Origin of the sequence: Nocardia sp. CDC160 (assembly GCF_035818795.1) — a bacterium.
In the GTDB taxonomy this organism is placed as follows: Bacteria; Actinomycetota; Actinomycetes; order Mycobacteriales; family Mycobacteriaceae; genus Nocardia.
The window spans coordinates 73,409-92,593 of the sequence record NZ_JAYKYT010000006.1 but is presented as its reverse complement, the minus strand read 5'-3'; the positions used below and the strand labels follow the sequence as shown (position 1 = coordinate 92,593).

Here is a 19,185-nt window from a genome sequence, read left to right as displayed (position 1 = left end):
CAAGCCATAGCAAACACCGTGACAAGTTCAATTCTTGAACTGCCGGCTATCTGGCTGGGCGAAGGGCTGCCGTCTCAGGGCAAGACGCCGAGAGTGCCTGTGGTAGCGCGCAGAAACTCTTCCGGCCGATTCTGCTCCTGCTCGCCAGGTCGGAGCGCGCGATGGACAATCCGGTGGACCCGTCCGTCGACAGCTCAGTAGGACTGGAGTTCGAGCAGTGTGCCGTGCGGATCGCGCACGTGCGCGGTGCGTAGGTTCGGGCCCCAATCGGGGCGATCGGTGGGCATTGCGACAGGAACGGCACCGGATTCGACGCACAGAGTGAATCCTGCGTCGACGTCATCGACTCGTAAGACGAACATGTATCCGTCCTGAGCCGCAGTATTTGCCACCGGCAGGTCCGTCGTGCCCGCCACTCCGGTAATCGCGGCGCGTGCCATGAGTACCAGAATCGCCTGATCGTCGACGTCCCAATTGGCATAGGGCCCGGCCTCGGTGCCCTTCATCAGAGTCGCGTTCACGAGTTTTGGCAGTACCGCCTGGTAGAAGGTGAAGCATTCCGCGAAGTTGTCGACAAGCAGCCGAGGGTGCAATGCGTCCATGCTTCGATTCTGTCCCAACCGTTCCCGGCACGCACGATGGTCTCCTTCTCGGTACTAGCTGGGGATAAGGGGTCAGACTCGGACAGCTATCAAGCGGTGCGGTGGGCTGGTCTGGCGTAATCTGTTGGCTGTCAGTAACTTCGGGTGTCGTTGGCTATGTTCGCGACGAGGGGCCGCCGATGATGCGGTGGATGGTGGAGCGGCCGACGCTGCAATCCTGGGCGAGGTCGGCCAGACTGGCGTTGTTGTCGGAGTCGTGGTCGCGGCGGGGACCGCCATGGTCTATAAGCTGATCGAGACCGCGCAAACACGCTGGCGTAAGGTCAGCGCGCTCGATCTCGTTGCCCTCGTCCGCGCCGGGGCCCTGTTCCACAAGGGCAAGCTCCTCGAACGGCAGAGGGTTCGGAGGGGAGGGGGCGCGCACAGGGCGAAGCATTTGTGGTGGGTGCGGCGCGCCCATGCCCGGGATACGGCGATGCGGGATGAGTCACCAGCCGCGCGGATGGTGTGCTTGGAGTGCGGGATCGAGTGGAAGGCCTGTGGATTCGCGCAGGACCACTTCATGGATGAAATGTTCGATAACCCAGCGCTGTTGAGCAGGGAGTCCGAGGTCGCCAGAGTCGAGGCTGTATTCAGCGAGCGGCGGTGACACCGACGAGCCCGAGACCATCGCTGGGATCGGTGAAGCAGTCGGGTGCAAAAATTGCCATCTGAGGAACTCAGCGTGAGTCGTTGTCCTGGTCGGATTCAAGCTCGACTGGTCCAACAGCGAGAGCCGCTCGTGCTGCCAATTCGGCAGCCAGGGCCGCCAACTCGGTAGCGTCGGGCAACTCGGCCAGAGTGGCAGCCTCTGCTGCCAGCTCGGACGCATAGCTCGCATACTCGGCTGCGGTTGCCGACTCGGCCCACTGACTGAACTCGGCGGCGTCGGCTTGCAACTTGGCCTGAGCGGCGGCTAGAACCGCTGCGCTGGTTGACTGCACAAGCCGATCCATTGCGGCCTTGTCCCATGATTCCCAGATAGTGTAGAAAACGTCGCCTTCACGGCGCTCAACAGCGTGTAGCGCCGCCTCCCAAGGTGACAGGGGTTCGAGGTCGAGTTCTTCCTCAGGCATCACCAAGGGTGGATCGACATCCTCCCAGGTTGTCGCCCATCCCCACCGCCGACCTCCTCCGTTGCGGAGGATCACTGTGCCGAAATAGGCTGAAAATCCCTCGTAGAAGGTCCGGGCTTCGGGCGCGGTTAATTGGGCAGGTTCGGAAAATCGTCGCAGGAGTTCAGCTTCGAGCCCGGGGAAGTGATGAGGGGCTGTAGTCCAGCTGCAGTGACGGGGGCAGTTCGGCGACCAACCAGTCAGCCATTCGAGCCGCGTCCTGCGGCCAATCGCGGGTTCTGTAAACAGCATCCATATCGGAACCTTGGTACCGCCTGAGTGCACTGTGCCGGTCTCCCAGCGCAGGGGAGGGTCGTCGATGCGCGATCACGAAGATGCGACGTTCCCGATAGTGAGTTAGCTAGGGGTGCATAGTGCATCAGGAGGCTGTCGGTGCCTGTCGCTATCGCCATGTCGGTCGATCGCAGGTTGTCCCGCCAGGTCACCGATGGGTGGGTTCCGTGTCCGAGGAAGGAGTCCGCCTGCTCAGGGTGAGGATCGGTTCGGCTAATCGTCGGCTCGAGCCCTGCTCGAGCCGACGAGCTCCAGCGATAGCGTGTAGTTCTCTCATCACCACACGGTTGCCGCCGCCTGCGGCGAGTGCAGCGCGTGCATCGTGAACAACGATCCTCGATCTTGGTTTCAGGCACTGGGCCGGACGGTTGGCTGGTAGCCGATGAGCTGCCAGGCACCGTTGGCACGAGTCCATACGGCCATGGAGGCATTGTCGATTTCGATTCGCCGACCGTAGAGTGTGAGCGTCGCGCGCATCCACCCCACGACGATCGCGCTGTCGCCTGTGACTACTATCTGGTCGATCTTGTGGTCGATTTCTTCGTAATCGAAGGTCTTATCGGCGACTTTCCGCAAATATGAAGCCTTCGTGTCGCGTTCGGCATTGGAGTGGGTGTAGACGAGGTCATCCGCAAGCAGCTGTTGGAGTTCCGCAGTGTCCGCGTTCAACATCGCGGTATAGCGACGCTGTTCCGACAGGCCAATCTCGGAGTTGATCTGCGCATCGTTTGTCATCAGGTCACCGATTGCGTTCGGTTACCGCGACTTCGGGCAGCTCGCACGGAATATAGCCAGGGTCGTACGGTTCTTGATAGCTGATCGCGAAGCACAGGCCCTTCATTCCTCGATCCCCGGTCGCCCAGATGGTGTGACGAGCGTTACGGGGGATATGGACGAGCTCTCCCGGGTAGACGCGGTGCGCCTCGCTCTCGATCTGCACGACCGGATCACCCTCCAGGATGTAGTAGAACTCGTGCGTATCGTGATAGTGGGGAGCGACCTTCTCGCCCGGACCGATTTCGAAATGGTCGACGAGCTCGAGGAATCCGCCGGCAGTCTCCTCGCGCATCGTGAACTTCGGGACCAGGGAGGTGACCTTCACCGTTCCCTCGTGTTCGACGAAAGCCTTTGCCGTCTTCTCGTTGCGAATATCCATGATTCTCAGATCCTTTCGGTTGGGCGTACGATGTCGATCCACTTTGCGCGAAGACCGAGCAGCAATGGGGTTCGTTGATTTCGCGGCCGCCGGGTGGAGGCGTCAGCCGTGACCGCCAACAGCAAGATTCCGCCCTTGACGACGTCTTGAAGAAAGCTCGACAGATTGATCGTCTGCATGCCGTTGTCGATGATCGTGAGCAGGAATGCTCCGCCGATGGCCGCCTGCACGGTGCCGATCCCGCCGCGGAGCGACACCCCGCCGATGACCGCCGCGGCGATGGCCTCGAGTTCCAGGAATTGGCCGGTACCCGCAGCCGATGCACCGAGTCGCGTGGTAAGTAGCACTCCGCCGAGACCGTAGAGCACACCCATCGTCACGAAGGCGATGAGCAGGTGTCGGCCTACACCGATCCCCGCCACGCGTGCGGCTTCTCGATTCGAGCCGATGAGGTAGGCGTTGCGCCCGAATGTTGTGCGGTCCATCAGGAATGAGAGCAGGATCCCGATGGCTGCGACCCACAATGCCGCGGTCGGCGTGCCGAGGAATCCGCTGAGACTCCAGGTCGCGACGAACAGCGGCACCGCCCATACCATGATCCGGACGAGCACAGATGGCCAGGAGTAGTCCTGTTCGAGGGTGCGCGCGACTCGACGCTGGCGCCAGTAGTACCACGCGAGAACGGCGACGGCGGCCAGAATCAGACCGTAGGTCGTGGAGATCGAGATGAAGTCTTCGCTGAGACCGATGTAGCTGTCGGGCAGTGGGCCGATGGTCTTGCCGCCCGAGAACTGCAGTCCGAGCCCGCGGAGTCCCAAAAGGCTTGTCAGGGTCACGATGAACGACGGAACGCCGACTCTGACAATCCATAACGCGTGCCAGAGTCCGAGCACTACGCCGAAGCCGACCGCGAGCAGTACTGCGCCCATCGGCGAAAAGTGCCAGTTCACTTGGGATTTCGCAGCGAGGATACCGGCGAAGTAGACGGCGCTGCCGATGGAGAGATCGATTTCGCCCATGATCATCACGATGGCGACCCCGGCCGCCAGGACTGCGACCAGTGCTGATTCGCGCAGCAGCAATGACAGGTTTCGTGAACTGAGGAAGACGTCATCGGACTGGATGTTGAACAGCAGGGCCAGCCCGACCACCGCGACGACAGCGACGATGAGCCGCGGTGATACGGCGGGAATATTGACCTTGCGTGTGGGTTGGACCGTCTCCTGTACTGCGGCCGACGTTGTCATGCTGTTTCTCCTCCGGTCGCCGCGGCGAGCAGGTCGCGCCGCGTGCAGGCAGGTCCGAATTCTGCGGCGACCCGGCCCTTGTACATCACGAGGATTCGGTCGCATTCGTTGTGGACTTCCTCGATGTCGCTGGAAGCCAACAGAATTCCCGTCCCCTCGCGTGCGACTTCCCGGATGTACTCATACATCTGGAAGCGGCTGCCGATGTCGACGCCGAGGGTGGGTTCGTCGAGCAGAAGCAGCGCGGGTGCGCCGGCGAGTGCTCGGCCGAGCAGGACCTTCTGCTGATTTCCGCCGCTGAGGTCTTCGATCGACCTTCCGAGATCGGGTGGTTGGACGTTGAGCCGTTGAATCAGCGCACCGTTGCGGTGGCTCTCCGCCTTCCGGTCGATCAGCCCGAGACGGCTGATCGTGCCGACACTGCCCGCGCTGAGGTTGGCCAACAGGCTTTGGCCGACGAAATTCCCGGTGGCTTTGCGGTCTTCGGTCACCAGCGCCATACCCAGGCCGATCGAGCGACGTGGCGACCGGTGTGGGTAGGCGGTCCCGGATAACAGGACCTCACCGTCGACTCGTCCGCGCCACGAGCCATAGACCGCGCTGAGCAGTTCGGTGCGGCCGGCGCCGACCAACCCGTACAGGCCGACGATCTCACCGCGATGCACGCGCAGGCCGACGTCGCGGACCCGTTGGCGTGCGGGGTTGGTGGGATCGGAAACCGACAAAGCGCGTAGTTCGAGCAGGATTTCGCTTTCCAAGTGGACTGTTTTGGTGCGTTGCCTGTCCTTGACCACCTCCTTGCCGAGCATGGCGCGAACCAGTGCGCTTCGGGCCGGGCGGTCGGTGAACCCCTCGACGATCTCGCCGTTGCGCATCACGAAGACTCGATCGGTGAGTCGATTGATCTCGTCGAGCCGATGTGTGATGAGTACGATTCCGACGCCATCGGCGGCGAGGCGGCGCAGATGCGTGAAGAGGGAGTCGGCTTCCTGGTCGGTCAAGGCCGCCGTGGGCTCGTCGAGAATGAGCACGCGGGCTTTCCTGGACAGTGCCCCCGCGATCATCATGAGCCGTTGTTCGGAAGCCCCGAGAAGGTTGGCGGGCCGGCTCGGATCGGCGTGAATATTGAAGAACCCGAGCCATTTTCGTGCTTGTTTGTGCAGAACGATCGGGTCATGGAGCAGCCCGCGCCGCGGTAGGTGCCCGGCGAACATGTTCTCGGCGATGCTCAGCTCGGGCGCGATGTGGAGCTCTTGTGCGATCAACACGACCCCGGCCTGCTCGGCGTCTCTGACGCCATGCCACGCGTGCTGTTCCCCCTCGACGGTGACAGTGCCGTCGTAGGTTCCGGCCGGATAGATCCCGGACGCGACCTTCATCAGGGTGGACTTCCCGGCGCCATTCTCGCCGACCAACCCTACGATCTGGCCGCGTTCGACCGTGAAGTCGACGTCCCGGATCGCCACGACACGGCCGAACCGCTTGGTGATTCCGGACAGGTGCAGCGCGGCGGCTGACGGTGTGGTCCTCATCGACATGCCTCCGGGTTGCCGAAGACCTTCTCGACCGTCGCCCAGCCGGTCGGTGCGGTCCTGGTGACGAATTCGCAGAGGTTGCTCCTGTCGACCGCGGTCATCGAGATGTGCTTGGTCGGAATGGATTTGCTGACGTCGTTATGTGCTTGGTCGGAATGGATTTGCTGACGTCGTTGGCGCTCGTCGCGTCGGCGTCCGGGGTTTGGCCGCTGGCGAGCTGGTGCGCGGCGGTCGCGGCGTCTTTGCCCATTTCCTGCACGGGTGTCCAGATCGTCATGGTCAGGGCGCCTTGCGCGATGAGCTCGAGCGCGGCCGGTTCGGCGTCCAGCCCGGACACGAAAACCTTTCCGGCGAGACCACGGTCTTTCAGCGCCTGCCCGACGGGTTCGGCGAGAGTGTCTGCGTTGGTGAGGATTGCTTGAATGTCGTCATGGTGTTGGGCGAGCTGGGCTTCGGCGACCTGTAGTGCCTTGTCGGCGCTGTAACCGGGTGTCCAATCGTTGTAAACGACCCTGATATCGGGATCTGCTGCGAGCCGGGCATATTCGGTCGAGGATGCTTGCGCCAGCTCGCTGCCCGCGTCCCCCTTGATCACCACGTAGTTTCCTTTGGGCGCGAACCGTTTCGCTGCCGCGATCTGCATCGCGGCCACGTCGGACTGCTTGCGCTGGATGAACCAGTCCGGCGTGCCGCCTTGCACACCGATGTCGTAGGCGATGGTCTTGACGCCCTGCCGCTTGGCCTGCTGGATCAGGCCGCCACCGATCTTCGCGTCGGTTGCCGCGAGCACGAGCACATCGATGCCTTGGGACAGCAAGCTCTGTACGTCCTGAGTCTGCTTTTGCGGATCGGCGTTGGCGAAGGTCATGATCACCTTGTCGCCGTGTATTGCCGCCTCCGCTTGAAAAGCTTCGGCATCGAACTGCCACCGGCTCTGCACCTGGGAATACAGAGAGACTCCGATAACCCGTTGCTTGCCGCCGGCTCCCGGTGATTCGCTCGCTCGGCTGCAGCCCGCTGCGGCCAGCGCCGTGCACAGGATGATCATCAAGATCGGCAGGCGCCTGAAGCGGCCACTGCGACCGGATCGAAGGGTGCCCATGATGCGAACCTCCTACCGTCCCGACAGCTATTGGCCGGGAACAGATTTCTTCGTTGAAAGGTAGGTGTGGGACCAGCGACGGATATCAGCTGGTGTGGTGTGCGCCCGTCATCAGCGCTGCGAGGTCCTCGGGGTGCAGGAAAGATGGTGGGGGAGGCGGGCCCCAGTTGAACAGGCCCTTCGCTCCTTCGAGGGTTTCCGGCGACCAGAGTTGGTCGTCGATGATGCTGTCCATGTCGGAGAAGTACTCCGCGAAATTGCCGGCCGGATCCTTGAGGTACCAGAAGAAATTGGAGCCGGCGTGGTGGCGGCCGAGGCCCCATACGTGCCGTTCAGGGTGATCTTCGAGCATGTGTGCGGCACCGCGGCCGACCTCATCGACATCGTCGACCTGCCAGGACGTGTGATGCATGAAGTTCACCGGGGCGCCGAGAACCAGCAGATTGTGATGGTCGGTGGTGCACCGCAGGAACGCACCATGCCCCGCGATATAGTCGCTGACCTTGAATCCGAGCCCATCGGTGAAGAACCGCCTCGTCGCCGCTTCGTCCGTCGACCCGATGACCACATGTCCGAGTCTGCGTGGCCGGATCGGTTCACCACGCAGCACACCCGGTGCTCGGACATTCGGCCGCTCGATCCGCCCGGGCCCGTTGTACGGGGTCGGCGGCACCGTGGGCTGGTTCAAGCGATCGCACACGCGAACGACGACGCGAAACCCGGCCACCGGCTCCGCTGTGACGAGCGCTTCGTTGTGGTGCTCGAATCGAGTGTTCGACCTGACGAGCCGATGGCCTATTCGGTCCAGGTCCTCGCTGTCGTCTACGCCGAGGCTTATCTCGATCAGCCGACGGGTCGGAGTGGACACGAGCTTCAACTGGCGCCCACCGTCCTTGGTGGTGAACCAGCCGTCCTCATTTTGGCCGAGACCGAAGTCCCGGTAGTAGGCGGCTGTCGAGTCGACGTTCGGCACGCCGACGACGACGGAGGTCAACCTGTGCAATGGCATCGGGGGCGACTTCCTTTCCTTGCCTCATGCAGCGACCATTCGGTGCCGTAGTTCGCCGATTTCGTGGATATAGCTGGCCAACTCGTCGCCGGGTAGCAGGTAGCGCTGCGGGTTTCGGGCGTGACCGACTCCGGAGGGCGTGCCGGTGAACAGGACGTCACCGGGCAGCAGCGGCGCCACCGCCGACAGCCGTGCGATCAGTGCGGGCACGCTGAACACCATGTCCGAGGTGCGTGCCTGCTGGACGTGTTCACCATTGATGAGCGCGCCGAGTTCGAGATCGTCAGGGTCGGACAGCTCGTCAGGGGTCACGACGACCGGGCCGAGCGGGCCGAAACGCGGATAGGACTTGCCCATGCTGAACTGCGGCACGGAACCTGACAGCTGCAGTCGACGCTCCGAAAGGTCTTGCCCCACAGTCACACCCGCCACGTACGACCACGCGTCTTCTTCGGAGACGCGCTCGGCTCTGCGGCCTATCACCACGACGAGTTCGACCTCCCAGTCGACGTGTCCGCCCGGCGGCAACACGATGTCTCCGCGTGGACCGGTGAGGCAGGTCGGAAACTTCGTGAACACCGTGGGCGTTTCGGGCACAACGAAATTGGACTCCGCCGCATGGTCGGCGTAGTTCAATCCGATCGCGAAGACCTGCCGGGGCGCCGGTACCGGATTGGACAGATCCTCATCGCTTACCTGTCGTTCGAGTGGATGCCCCGGCGCGATGTCGGCCGCGAAAGCCACGAGCTCGGCCCAGCGGTCATAGGCGGACTGCACGTCTGCGGTGAATCGAGCGCCGCTCGCCTGCTCGACATCCACGGCGGTCCCCGCGCTGGTAATCAGATGCAACCGGCCACTCACGTTCGCCACCTTCACGGGGGCTCTCCTTTCGTCAACGGTGCATCCATGTGTACACCGTCACATTCGATTAGTCTACGAATTTTCGAAAGTTCGCGTGAGGTTCGTAACTTTTGCTAGTGTTCACGTATGGCACGCCACGTTGACGGCAAAACCCGTACAGACGGCATCTACCAGCGCCTGCGCGCGGACATCCTCGGTGGACGCCTGACCCCTGGGCAGCGGCTGAAGTTCTCGGAGTTGTCCGAGCGCTACCAGACCAGCGTCGGAGCGACACGAGAAGTGCTCACACGACTAACCGCGGAAGGTTTGGTGCAGACACAGCCCCACCTCGGGTACGTCGTGACGTCGCTGTCTCACGAGGACCTGGCCGAACTAACGCAAGCCCGAGTCGAGATCGAATCGCTCGCACTCCGCCTGTCTGTGCTGGAGGGCGACACACAGTGGGAGGCTCGGGCTGTCGCGGCGCATCACGTCCTGGAACGCACCCCGTTCTTTGCCGACGACGACCACGATCACCCCAGCGACGACTGGACGAAAGCGCACGCCGACTTTCATCTCGCACTGATCGACGGCTGCCGCAATCGACGGATTCTCAACGTCGCCCAGAGCCTGCGTGAAGAGGCGGAGCTCTACCGGCAATGGTCGGTGTCGATAGGAGACGAACCGGACCGGGATATTCCCCGCGAGCATCGTGAACTCCTCGAGGCCGTGTTGGCCCGGAACGCCGATCTCGCCGCCGAGCGCCTGCGAGACCACATTGCGCACACCGCACAACTGCTCATCACGTGTGCGGAAGACGAACCCAACCCGCGGCGATGACTGGAATCCGATTTCTCCATGCCCGTTCGGGGCGGGCGCTCTAAAACGAAAGGCATACTGATGGACCTGCAACTCGCCGGCAAAACGGCCTATATCACCGGTGGTGGGAACGGTATTGGTGCCGCCATCGCCGACCGGTTGACCGAGGAGGGCGTTCGCGTAGCGGTCGCCGACGCGGATGGCGCCGCTTTGAAGGACAGCCGAGAACGCTGGACCGTCGATGGACAGGCTCCCGTGCTCATCGAAACCGATCTCTCCACCGGCGACGGCGTCGCGGATGCGGTGAAGGCGGTGCGGGCGGGATTCAGACGTGAACCCGACATCCTGGTGAACAACGTGGCCGCGTGTGTACAGCGCGAATTCCTCGACATCGATGACGACGCATGGCAGCAGACCTTCCAGCTCAACTTCATGAGCTACGTGCGTACCTGCCGTGCGCTGGCGCCGGGGATGGCCGAAGCCGGTGGTGCCGCCATCGTCAATATCGCCTCGGATCTCGCGAAGCAACCGGTGCCGATGCCGATGGACTATGGGGCGATGAAATCGGCTGTGCTGTATCTGAGTAAGGCGCTTTCGCAGCAGTACGCTCCGGCAATCCGGGTCAACGCGGTCCTGCCCGGCCCGGTATGGACGGGGCTGTGGTCTCGGCCCGGCGGAATCGCCGATGGGTTGACCGAGATGTACAACACCGATCGCGATACCGCGATAGAGCGCTATCTGGAGGACCGGCAGCTTGCACTCGGATTGAGCGAGCCGTCCGATGTGGCGTCCATGGTCGCCTATCTCGCGTCACCGCTGGCGCGACGGATCAGCGGATCCGGATTCGATGTCGGCGGAACCATTCACGGGTTGATCTGACCGGTGACCACGAGATTGGGATCCAGGTGACAATCAAATCGAAAACGATGCGGGCAGTGGCCTATCGAAAGGCCCTGCCCATTACCGACCCCGATGCCCTCGAAGATGTCGTGCTGTCGGTGCCGACGCCGGGGCCGCGCGACCTGTTGGTGCGGGTAGAAGCGGTGTCGGTGAATCCGGTGGACACGGCGTTCCGGGCAAAGGCCGACCCAGGTGGTCAGCCGAGGGTGCTCGGTTTCGATGCGGCGGGGGTGGTCGTCGCGATCGGCGACGAGGTCACGCTGTTTCGACCGGGTGATGAGGTGTACTACGCCGGGACCCCGGATCGACAGGGCACCAATGCCGAGTATCACGTCGTCGATGAGCGGATCGCGGGCCCGAAGCCCCGTCGGCTGTCGTTCGCCGAGGCCGCGGCATTGCCGTTGACCACGATCACCGCTTACGAAACCTTGCGTGACTGCTTCCGTCTCACGGCGGACAGCAGCGGCACTCTGCTGATCCTGGGCGGTGCCGGTGGGGTCGGCTCGATCCTGATTCAGCTGGTAAGGGCGCTGACCCAGCTGCGAGTCGTGGCCACCGCATCGCGTCCCGAATCCAGCAGCTGGGCAAGGCAACTCGGCGCGCACGAGGTCGTCGATCACAATGATCTCGTACGCAATGTGCATGCCGTGGCAGACAGCGTGGACTACATCTTCTCGCCGCACACGACGGGACGAATCGACGACTTCGCCGCATTGTTGCGCCCCGGCGGCGAAGTCACCATGATCGACGGGCCCTCCAACCTGAACCTTTTACCCCTGCGGCCCAAGAGCATCAGCCTCCACTTGGAGTCGATGTTCACTCGCCCGCTGCATCGAACTCCGGACATGATCGCCCAGCACGAACTGCTCGCTCACGTCGCCGAGTTGATCGACGCGGGCGCGGTTCGCAGCACGATGACGACCGAGTTCTCCCCGATCAACGCCACCACGATCCGAAAAGCTCACGAGCTCACCGAATCCGGTCGGGCCATTGGGAAAACGGTGCTGGTCGGCTTCTGATCAACCACCATGAGTGTGCCCTGCCGGAAAGTGGGAGCTCCCCAGATGCGCAGCGCTGTTGTGTTTGCAGGAGAGGGCGTTCCGCTCGGCAGGACCTCGGGCGGGCGGCGTATTGGCCAACTAAATGCCGGACTTGCGCCTGGTGGTGGAAGAGACGTGACCATCGGCCAGTTCAGCGGGCTGGACATGCTGGTCAAACACGCGGCGTGTCAAGATCCCCAGCAACTATCACCGGACGGTGCGGGTGTCGCGGACCACAACCAGTGCCAGCGGGGCGGCCAGGCCTGTACCTTCGTGAGCTGTCAAGCATGGTGAGCGATCAACATGGGTGGCTACCCCCGAGAGAGCCCCGAACCGACGCAGACCGGTTCGGGGCTCAATCGGGTTCAACCATCGTGGGCGTGTCGTGTTTGACGAACTCGACTGCACTGGACGACGTAAAGTCGCGGCGATAGCTACCGCGGTCAGAAAATCACGACGACCTTGCCGTCGCGATCGGTCTGGGCGAAACGTTCGTGGGCTGCATGGATTTGGTGGATTCCGAATGTGGAATCCACGCGGACCCTGACGAGTCCGTCATCGACATATCTGGCCAACTCACGCAGGCCGGCGCCATCCTCACGGACCTGGTTCACGGTGGTCCGGACGTTGCGTGCGGACATGTCGGGGACCGGGCCGGCCTGGGTTGCGATGGAAGCGTAGCGGCCACCGTCGGCTACGGCATCGGTAACGAACGCTCCGAAGGTGTCGAACACAGCGTCATAGCTGTGGGCCGGCAACGTAGTCGGGTCAGTAGTGGCGAACTTGGCGCCGATGGCCTGGACGAGCTCGACATGAGTCTCTCGGGAGACTAGTGCGTCGACATGGACACCACGCGCGTGAGCCAGTTGCAGGGCAACTGCGCCGACCGCACCAGCGGCGCCGGCGACGAGCAGACGATCTCCGGCCGTAACTGCCAGCCAGTCCAATGTTTGTAATGCAGTCAGTCCGACCAACGGTAGTGTGGCCGTCTCTGCGGCGCTGATCGAGACCGGGGCGGGCGCAACCGAATCGGCTGGCAACGCAACCAGATCGGCCCATGTGCCCCGGCCAGTTTCGAGCTGATGCGACATCGCGAAGACTCGCTGGCCAGGCCGCAGATCGGTGACGTCGGCGTCGATCACGACTCCCGCGAGATCCCAGCCCAGTGTGGCCGGCAGTGGTGGAGATCCCTCACCGATCGCACCCTCACGGGTCTTGTTGTCGACCGGGTTGATGCTGGTTGCGATTGTGGCGATCAGGACCTCGCCTGGCCCGGCGGAGATCTCCGGGACGTCGTCGACCCGCAGTGCCTCTACGCCGCCGTACCGATCGATCCGAATGGCACGCATACGTAACCCTTTCAGTTTCTGTGGTCAACATACTTTGGTAGCTGTGTCCGCGCGGCACAGCACTGGCTTCGCTCACACCTACGGTGCCTTAAATTCTGTGCGACGAGGCAGGAGTCATCTCTGGGCCGTGGTGGGAGCGGATTGGGTTACCACAACATCGAATTGGTCAATGAACGGACTAAAAGCAGTACGGGAACTTGCATGTCGACGGGTCATCGGGACCGAAGATTGCAGTAATCAATCCATTGATGACGACGTCTGCTGCCGCCGAACCGGTGTTGATCGAAATTTCCTGGGCCGTAGACCGGTCGGCAACGAAATCGTCAATCCCTGGATCGGCCGAGGCCATCGCGGGGGTGCAGACCAGGGCGCCGACTGCCGCCGCAACAATTGTCTTTCGGATCATATTTACTCCCTTTGAATCTGGTTCATCGCTCGGCGGTACGGCCCGAATAGGTTAAGGCGATCCGGCAAGTGTTGAGCGTCGCAGCGATCGTTGAAATCAGTGGTACGCAACAACTCACGACAATCACCAGTCCAGGCCGCAAGGCACTTCAAGCGGCATCATCTTGTTTTTCGTAAGATGCACACCGTCAATACGATTCGACTATCAGGGTGAGTACCGCATCGGTATACGATCCCAGGTGGCACTTAGGTGGTACTTCTCGGCAGCTTCGTCCGATGGACGGTAACGGGCGGACCTTCCGTCTCGACGTCCTCGACGAGGTCATATCGGTGACCGAAATGCGTTGTGGAAGGTTGTGTTTGAGATGATCCGAGTCAATCGTCATATCATCGCTGGTGCCTTGCTGGGCGGTGCGGTCCTGATATCCGCCGCCCCGGCGGAGGCGCAGGTCATGCCGATGTCGACCGAGAACAGCGAGTTTGCGAGCAGTTCGGCTGATCAGGTACAGACCGCGGCCGCACCTACAGCGATGGGCGACGCGGGGATCGGCAGCAGTGGTTCGGCCGACCTGAATCGCTGGTTCTGCGGCTCGATTTGGCGCCCCTACTGCGTGTAGAGATTCACTCAGCTCACGACAATTGAGTGATTCAGCAAATGGGCTACTTTGGCTGAGGGCCATTTTCAGCATCTCGGAGGGCTTTGGCCGCAGTCAGGGCCCTCCGAGGGCCGTAGTGAGTCGGCAGGGCTGAGGGTCGCATTTGCCCCTCTCGTGCCGCTTACTGCGCAGCGGACCGCCAACTATCCAGGGCAGCTACGGCCGCGGGGTCGTCTTCTGCGAATTGCGTTTCTATCTGGTTCACAGCTCGACCGCGGTCGAAGACCTCGGCTTCGGACCCGACTTCCGACTTCTTCGAAGCAACGGAAGCCTCTGACCGCGGATTCCGGCCTCGAACCGGCCGTGACTCATCCCCACGGCTCGCGTCCTCGTAAACGTACGGACCGCACCGCCCGAGCCTTGCTCGTTCATCGCCAGTGCGGCATGGACAATCGGTCGAACCCGTCGCTTGCTAAGTCGATGGTGGGGCCCGCGCGTCCGAGCAACTGTTCGGCCTCGTTCAGGAGCCGGCGTTGCTGGGCCAGCGCGTCATCGAGGTCGTCGTCGGCGAGCAGCACATGCATCAGTGCCGCATAGCAGGTGAGTACCTCCATACGGCAACTTGTTGCTACCCAATGTCCGGCAGGTGGCGCGGACATAAGGGTGTCGAAGGGTCGAGGGCAGCCTGGCCAGCCAGGCGTGTTGTGCTCAACGGCCCACCGCTACGGCGAGAACCCCTGGACCTATTGGTGATAGTCAACGTAGATGTCCGCGTCGGTTCCGGTCAGCCCTACGCCAAGCTGCGCGACCCCAATCGGTGATGAGCAGTTGTCCGACAGTGCAATGTGCCCGTTCGAGTCGAGGCTTCTCGTATCAGCACAGAGAAGACGGTTTTGGCTGTCGAAAGCAGACCAATCTACTTTTGACCCTCTCTGTCCGTGATCAACCACGATATCTGCATACCAGGGACCATTGACAGCGATATCCAGGTAGCAGGATCGTCCGTGACAATGCTGAGCCGACGGAGCCGCGCTCGCGGGGGCTATCGGCATCGCAATTGCTGCAAGCAGCGCACCGGAAGTCATTACCGTTCTGGAAAGGTTTTTCATGTTTATCATATGACCCTTCTCATTAGTTATTGTTATTTTCCCGCAGGGAATGGTATGTAGGAGGATCTGCCAGTATTCCATTCGGAATGAGGCGATTCTAATGCTGTCTCGACCGCTATGTGCCGGTAGTTCGGGGAGTCCTTCCTTTCTGAAGGCATCGCATTGCTGCCGGGTATACAACGGGGGTTCTGGGCTACTTCGGACGCCGCCACCGGGTGTGGTCATCGATTATCGGATCGGCCGCGGGACGGCATCAACTATCGCGATCGGATGTATCGGCAGGGGCGTTGGCTGCGCTGTCGAAGGCTTGTCGAGAGCGGGGTTCGACAGCCTCGTCGCTGTGCTGATCACGCCAATGAACATCGCATATGCCATACGCATCAGATGACCAGAAAAATCGAGAGGTCGTAGTAGCATAGAAATCCATCCCGAGCCCGAGCTTTTCAATTCGGCACTTGCGCCGCAGCGCTCTTAGTATCGGGGCTTAGGTGCATGTCACACATCCGTGGCTTACAGATGCGCGGGTGCGTGCCGCCGCGACTGTCGTGGCCAGTGCGGATGCGAGAGCCACGACACACGCAATGGTCTCGCAATCATCTGACGACGTGAAATATGTTCCACCCCAACGCTTTCCGACTTCGTCGAAGCAGCGGAAGCCTCTGACCGCCGAACAGGAACGGTGCCGGTGACGAAGCGTGATCTGTTCCAATCTATCTTGGCGGTGGCGTCGACTGTCTCACCCGCGACTACGAAGCCGTGCGCGCAGGTATCGCGTGTGGGCGCGTTCGATTGCAGATGCAAGTGCACCTGGGCATCCGCCTGAATGCGCGAATCATGCTGTCGGTCAACATCGTTTGATGTTGCGGACGAACTGGGGTATATCTAGATGCGCACGGGTTGCACTGTCCAGGTTCGTATTTCGTCTATTCAGGGCGGGGGTGCCGATGACCCAAATGAGGAACCGACGTCTTGACATAGAGGGGCGCCATTATTGTGCGTTCACGACCACCTCATCATCATGTTCGCAGCGAACGGGTGGAACATAGCTGCCGAACGTGGAAGACCCTGTGCCGCATTGTGTTATGCGAAGGCCGTCGCACAGCGTTCCGGGAACTGTCCGCCGCCGTCGTACACCCGAAACGGACGCCCGAGACGAGTGGCCTTGCCCGCAGCACACAGAGCGTCTTTGGGTTTGGCGCCGGCGGCGATCTCGTGGGCGATGACCTCGTTCTCGATGGCGTCGGCGTTCGGGTGGCGTCCTTCGCCGAACAGGCTCCTCATCTGCGCTTCGGTGACCAGATCCCCGCTGTCGATACCCAGCGCAGACAGGCCGCTGCCATGCCATCGACCTGGCGATTCACCCCGTACGGAGTAGTAGTCGGCGAGCGTCCCCGGGGCCTCGGTCGATGGAATCATCAGCGGCGACCTGCCGTAGGTAGTACAGGTAGCCGTTGCCGGCCAACACTTTGTGCAGCGTCGCTGTCACACACTCATCGAAACCCCGAATGACTGTGCATTGCTACTGTCTGGACTGGTAAGGGAATTACCAATTCGCTGATTTTTCCTGGATGTTGCTGAATTATATCGGTGACGCGATAATATTGAGACCGGGGACTATTCGTATTTCTTGTGGTGATTTGTGGTGGCTTCGGGCGGGTTGTGGTGGGGGCTCGGGTTGGTGCATCGTGGTGATCGTGACCGACAGTGCCCAGGTTGATGCCGCCGCCGACGAGGGCGCGGTTGGCGGGGGTGGGATGGGCGCTCCTGCTCCGCGCCCGTGTGATTCATGCCCGTATCGGCGTGATGTTCCCAGTGGGGTTTGGCATGCCGAGGAGTATGAGAAGCTGCGCCTTTATGACCTCGACATGGCGCTGCAGCCGCAGAAGCTGTTTCAGTGTCATCAGACCGACGCTGGCAACGAAATGCGCCGGATGTGTGCCGGTTGGGTCGGTTGTCATGGCCCTGACCTGCTCGGTTTGAGGTTGGCGCTGCTCAGTGGTCGGATCAGCGAAGCCGTTTTCGAGGCTGCGGCCGAGTATCGTTCGCCGGTGCCGTTGTTCGGATCCGGTAGCGAGGCAGCTGATCATGGTCAGGCCGAAATCGATTGTCCGGGAACTGATGCCGCGCATGTGATCGACAAGATCAGCCGTCGGCGTTCTGACCTGGCTCGGACGGCTTCCGTGAATCGACCGAGTCGTGGGCGGATCTGCTGCGGGGCTGCCGCCGCCGCGGCATGACCGCCCCGGTTCTGGCGGTCGGTGACGGCGCGCTCGGGTTCTGGAAAGCACTGCGGGATGTGTTCCCGGAGACGCGGGAACAACGTTGCTGGTTTCACAAATCGGCGAATGTTCTTGCCTCGCTGCCGAAATCGGCGCATCCCGGCGCGATCACGGCGATGAAGGAGATTTATATGGCCGAGGATATCGACAAGGCCCAGCTTGCGGTGAAGGCTTTCGAGATCGACTACGGCGCAAAGTATCCGAAAGCGGTCGCGAAGATTACCGGTGATCTCGACGTGTTGCTCGAGTTCTTCAAATACCCAGCCGAGCACTGGATTCATTTGAGGACCACGAACCCGATCGAGTCGACTTTTGCTTCCGTGCGGCTGCGGACCAAGGTCACCAAGGGGCCGGGCTCGCGCGCGGCGGGAATTGCCATGGCCTACAAGCTGATCGAGGCTGCACAAACGCGCTGGCGCAAGGTCAACGCGCCTGACCTCGTCGCCCTCGTCCGCGCTGGGGCGCTGTTCCACAAGGGCAAGCGCCTCGAACGGCCCCGCGAAATCACCCCCACGCCACCAACCGGCGCCACCACAACGGACGTCGCCTGAAAACCGTCATCGAAGGATTTGACAGTAGCCGTCTTCAACCTGATTCTGGTGCAACGCTCAACGAAACAGTTTCGGCTGGATGTGAAGTGCACATCGAACGCGGGAGGACGCGATGGGGGCGAAGACCGCGATGGTCGTCCATGCCGACCACGACCCGATTGCAGTGCTGCGATCCGAGCCCGCACTCGACCGGGACACGGCCGGTGAAGCGGTTGCACAGCTGTTCCCGGGCCGGTCGGTCGAGGCGGCGGAGGATGGCCTGCTTGGTGAGCTAGGGTTTCCGGACGAAGGTCTGGTCTATGTCGGTTGTTTTCCCGGTTTGCGGATCGTCTATAGCGCCGAAGTGTCCACTCACCGGCCCTCGACCCTTCCGCTTCATCTGTTGGATCCGAAACCCGGACGACGGGTGTTTGCGCACTCGATGTTCAGCATGACCGACTCGCTGGCCTTCGCGGTGTGGGAGGACTACACGCTGATCAGATCGCTGAGTCTGTCCCCTGACGACGGCGTGCGGGAGGACATCGGAAAGCCACTGCCGTTCGAGCAACCCTATTGGGACGGCTACCATCCGGTCGAGGATTACAGACTGCCGTTCCATCCGCTGGAGCTGGGTGAAGAGGCGTTGCGCGCATTCTTCGGATACGTCCTGGAAGGCTCCGCTGAGCCCGATGAGACGAAAGCATGGAGTGTCCCGCTGTGCGGATTCTTGCTGGGGCCGCCGGGCTCAGCACCTGCTGCCGGGGCATCATGGCGCGCAACGAGCGAAAACGGCGTCTGCAAGGACGACCCCTCGAAACACACACTGGCCACCCTGCTGCTGGAGTTGACCGCACCGAACAACAATTTCCTCATCCTCGAGCGGCTCAACGCCGAACAGGAGTACATCCAGACCTACCGACACCCCGACGACACTTTCGACCTGGAATACCGCGACGGCGGCCCGCACGCCCATTTCCACACCACCACAGGTTCCCGCGACCAGGTCATAGCAGCCTTCACCGGCTGGATGGAAGACCGATCAGGCTGGCGGGCCTCATTCACCTGGACCAGGTTCAGCTGACAGCAGGCAGTCTCAATCGAGTTCCACATCCACAGGGTTTGACAACATCTCGGCTCGATCGTGCGACCGTGCTATCGATTACCTATGCCCTACCGAGCTGCGACGGATGTGCTGCTTCGGCCGGCCGTCAATGATGCA

Annotated in this window: 19 protein-coding genes and 2 pseudogenes; 8 read left to right on the top strand and 13 right to left on the bottom strand. The window is 61.9% G+C overall.

Annotated elements, in window-relative coordinates; genetic code table 11:
• Positions 1–194 precede the first annotated feature (194 nt).
• Positions 195–602, bottom strand: a complete 408-nt coding sequence (locus tag VMT40_RS31790) for a VOC family protein (protein WP_326362909.1) — start codon at positions 600–602, stop codon at positions 195–197.
• Positions 603–864: 262 nt separating this feature from the next.
• Here VMT40_RS31790 and VMT40_RS31785 point away from each other — a divergent pair.
• Positions 865–996: pseudogene (locus tag VMT40_RS31785) on the top strand (IS256 family transposase); the annotation flags it as partial.
• Positions 997–1,321: 325 nt separating this feature from the next.
• Here VMT40_RS31785 and VMT40_RS31780 read toward each other — a convergent pair.
• The 8 genes from VMT40_RS31780 to VMT40_RS31745 form a co-directional block, all read right to left on the bottom strand.
• Positions 1,322–2,008, bottom strand: a complete 687-nt coding sequence (locus VMT40_RS31780) for a hypothetical protein (protein ID WP_326362907.1) — start codon at positions 2,006–2,008, stop codon at positions 1,322–1,324.
• 390 nt (positions 2,009–2,398) lie between these two features.
• A complete protein-coding gene (locus tag VMT40_RS31775; RefSeq protein ID WP_326362906.1) occupies positions 2,399–2,785 on the bottom strand; it encodes a nuclear transport factor 2 family protein in 387 nt (128 codons plus the stop codon).
• 4 nt (positions 2,786–2,789) lie between these two features.
• Positions 2,790–3,206 (bottom strand): cupin domain-containing protein, encoded by a 417-nt coding sequence (locus tag VMT40_RS31770; RefSeq protein ID WP_326362904.1) that lies wholly within the window; start codon positions 3,204–3,206, stop codon positions 2,790–2,792.
• 5 nt (positions 3,207–3,211) lie between these two features.
• Positions 3,212–4,453, bottom strand: a complete 1,242-nt coding sequence (locus VMT40_RS31765; RefSeq protein WP_326362903.1) for a sugar ABC transporter permease — start codon at positions 4,451–4,453, stop codon at positions 3,212–3,214.
• Positions 4,450–5,985, bottom strand: a complete 1,536-nt coding sequence (locus VMT40_RS31760; RefSeq protein WP_326362901.1) for a sugar ABC transporter ATP-binding protein — start codon at positions 5,983–5,985, stop codon at positions 4,450–4,452. The genes VMT40_RS31765 and VMT40_RS31760 overlap by 4 nt, the downstream gene beginning before the upstream one ends.
• Before the next feature lie 100 nt (positions 5,986–6,085).
• Positions 6,086–7,090, bottom strand: coding sequence for a substrate-binding domain-containing protein (locus VMT40_RS31755; RefSeq protein WP_326362899.1), 1,005 nt, complete (start codon positions 7,088–7,090; stop codon positions 6,086–6,088).
• Positions 7,091–7,175: 85 nt separating this feature from the next.
• Positions 7,176–8,099, bottom strand: coding sequence for a VOC family protein (locus tag VMT40_RS31750; protein WP_326362898.1), 924 nt, complete (start codon positions 8,097–8,099; stop codon positions 7,176–7,178).
• Positions 8,100–8,123: 24 nt separating this feature from the next.
• The gene (locus tag VMT40_RS31745; protein ID WP_326362897.1) at positions 8,124–8,975 is read right to left on the bottom strand and encodes a fumarylacetoacetate hydrolase family protein; all 852 of its coding nucleotides are present in this window, start codon (positions 8,973–8,975) and stop codon (positions 8,124–8,126) included.
• Positions 8,976–9,086: 111 nt separating this feature from the next.
• On the opposite strand from VMT40_RS31745, the gene VMT40_RS31740 reads away from it, so the two are divergent.
• The 3 genes from VMT40_RS31740 to VMT40_RS31730 are packed head-to-tail and all read left to right on the top strand — an operon-like array spanning position 9,087 to position 11,677.
• Positions 9,087–9,779, top strand: coding sequence for a GntR family transcriptional regulator (locus tag VMT40_RS31740; RefSeq protein ID WP_326362896.1), 693 nt, complete (start codon positions 9,087–9,089; stop codon positions 9,777–9,779).
• 60 nt (positions 9,780–9,839) lie between these two features.
• Entirely contained in the window at positions 9,840–10,637 is a 798-nt protein-coding gene (locus tag VMT40_RS31735) for an SDR family NAD(P)-dependent oxidoreductase (protein ID WP_326362894.1), read from the top strand.
• Between the two features lie 47 nt (positions 10,638–10,684).
• Entirely contained in the window at positions 10,685–11,677 is a 993-nt protein-coding gene (locus tag VMT40_RS31730) for a zinc-binding alcohol dehydrogenase family protein (RefSeq protein WP_326362893.1), read from the top strand.
• 464 nt (positions 11,678–12,141) lie between these two features.
• Here the strand turns inward: VMT40_RS31730 and VMT40_RS31725 are convergent, their stop codons facing one another.
• Together VMT40_RS31725 and VMT40_RS31720 are read right to left on the bottom strand one after the other, a co-directional pair.
• Positions 12,142–13,047: an NADP-dependent oxidoreductase gene (locus VMT40_RS31725; RefSeq protein ID WP_326362892.1), complete on the bottom strand. Its 906-nt coding sequence runs from the start codon at positions 13,045–13,047 to the stop codon at positions 12,142–12,144.
• Between the two features lie 178 nt (positions 13,048–13,225).
• Positions 13,226–13,453: a hypothetical protein gene (locus VMT40_RS31720; protein ID WP_326362891.1), complete on the bottom strand. Its 228-nt coding sequence runs from the start codon at positions 13,451–13,453 to the stop codon at positions 13,226–13,228.
• 364 nt (positions 13,454–13,817) lie between these two features.
• On the opposite strand from VMT40_RS31720, the gene VMT40_RS31715 reads away from it, so the two are divergent.
• Positions 13,818–14,069 (top strand): hypothetical protein, encoded by a 252-nt coding sequence (locus tag VMT40_RS31715; RefSeq protein WP_326362890.1) that lies wholly within the window; start codon positions 13,818–13,820, stop codon positions 14,067–14,069.
• Between the two features lie 407 nt (positions 14,070–14,476).
• Here the strand turns inward: VMT40_RS31715 and VMT40_RS31710 are convergent, their stop codons facing one another.
• Together VMT40_RS31710 and VMT40_RS31705 are read right to left on the bottom strand one after the other, a co-directional pair.
• Positions 14,477–14,662, bottom strand: a complete 186-nt coding sequence (locus tag VMT40_RS31710) for a hypothetical protein (RefSeq protein WP_326362889.1) — start codon at positions 14,660–14,662, stop codon at positions 14,477–14,479.
• A gap of 1,575 nt (positions 14,663–16,237) precedes the next feature.
• Entirely contained in the window at positions 16,238–16,573 is a 336-nt protein-coding gene (locus VMT40_RS31705; protein WP_326362888.1) for a relaxase domain-containing protein, read from the bottom strand.
• A gap of 278 nt (positions 16,574–16,851) precedes the next feature.
• Between VMT40_RS31705 and VMT40_RS31700 the strand changes: the two genes are divergently transcribed.
• The 3 genes and pseudogenes from VMT40_RS31700 (at position 16,852) to VMT40_RS31690 (ending at position 19,047) form a co-directional block, all read left to right on the top strand.
• Entirely contained in the window at positions 16,852–17,394 is a 543-nt protein-coding gene (locus tag VMT40_RS31700) for a DUF6283 family protein (RefSeq protein WP_326362887.1), read from the top strand.
• Positions 17,325–17,987: pseudogene (locus VMT40_RS31695) on the top strand (IS256 family transposase); the annotation flags it as partial. The gene VMT40_RS31700 and the pseudogene VMT40_RS31695, both read left to right, overlap by 70 nt.
• Positions 17,988–18,099: 112 nt before the next feature.
• Positions 18,100–19,047: a DUF6928 family protein gene (locus VMT40_RS31690; protein WP_326362885.1), complete on the top strand. Its 948-nt coding sequence runs from the start codon at positions 18,100–18,102 to the stop codon at positions 19,045–19,047.
• Positions 19,048–19,185: the final 138 nt, after the last annotated feature.

Excerpts from the sequence above, each read along its gene's own strand:
- VMT40_RS31790 (WP_326362909.1), bottom strand. The coding sequence starts at position 602 with ATGGACGCATTGCACCCTCGGCTGCTTGTCGACAACTTCGCGGAATGC.
- VMT40_RS31780 (WP_326362907.1), bottom strand. The coding sequence starts at position 2,008 with ATGCTGTTTACAGAACCCGCGATTGGCCGCAGGACGCGGCTCGAATGG.
- VMT40_RS31775 (WP_326362906.1), bottom strand. The coding sequence starts at position 2,785 with ATGACAAACGATGCGCAGATCAACTCCGAGATTGGCCTGTCGGAACAG.
- VMT40_RS31770 (WP_326362904.1), bottom strand. The coding sequence starts at position 3,206 with ATGGATATTCGCAACGAGAAGACGGCAAAGGCTTTCGTCGAACACGAG.
- VMT40_RS31765 (WP_326362903.1), bottom strand. The coding sequence starts at position 4,453 with ATGACAACGTCGGCCGCAGTACAGGAGACGGTCCAACCCACACGCAAG.
- VMT40_RS31760 (WP_326362901.1), bottom strand. The coding sequence starts at position 5,985 with ATGAGGACCACACCGTCAGCCGCCGCGCTGCACCTGTCCGGAATCACC.
- VMT40_RS31755 (WP_326362899.1), bottom strand. The coding sequence starts at position 7,090 with ATGGGCACCCTTCGATCCGGTCGCAGTGGCCGCTTCAGGCGCCTGCCG.
- VMT40_RS31750 (WP_326362898.1), bottom strand. The coding sequence starts at position 8,099 with ATGCCATTGCACAGGTTGACCTCCGTCGTCGTCGGCGTGCCGAACGTC.
- VMT40_RS31740 (WP_326362896.1), top strand. The coding sequence starts at position 9,087 with ATGGCACGCCACGTTGACGGCAAAACCCGTACAGACGGCATCTACCAG.
- VMT40_RS31735 (WP_326362894.1), top strand. The coding sequence starts at position 9,840 with ATGGACCTGCAACTCGCCGGCAAAACGGCCTATATCACCGGTGGTGGG.
- VMT40_RS31730 (WP_326362893.1), top strand. The coding sequence starts at position 10,685 with ATGCGGGCAGTGGCCTATCGAAAGGCCCTGCCCATTACCGACCCCGAT.
- VMT40_RS31725 (WP_326362892.1), bottom strand. The coding sequence starts at position 13,047 with ATGCGTGCCATTCGGATCGATCGGTACGGCGGCGTAGAGGCACTGCGG.
- VMT40_RS31720 (WP_326362891.1), bottom strand. The coding sequence starts at position 13,453 with ATGATCCGAAAGACAATTGTTGCGGCGGCAGTCGGCGCCCTGGTCTGC.
- VMT40_RS31715 (WP_326362890.1), top strand. The coding sequence starts at position 13,818 with ATGATCCGAGTCAATCGTCATATCATCGCTGGTGCCTTGCTGGGCGGT.
- VMT40_RS31710 (WP_326362889.1), bottom strand. The coding sequence starts at position 14,662 with ATGGAGGTACTCACCTGCTATGCGGCACTGATGCATGTGCTGCTCGCC.
- VMT40_RS31705 (WP_326362888.1), bottom strand. The coding sequence starts at position 16,573 with ATGATTCCATCGACCGAGGCCCCGGGGACGCTCGCCGACTACTACTCC.
- VMT40_RS31690 (WP_326362885.1), top strand. The coding sequence starts at position 18,100 with ATGGGGGCGAAGACCGCGATGGTCGTCCATGCCGACCACGACCCGATT.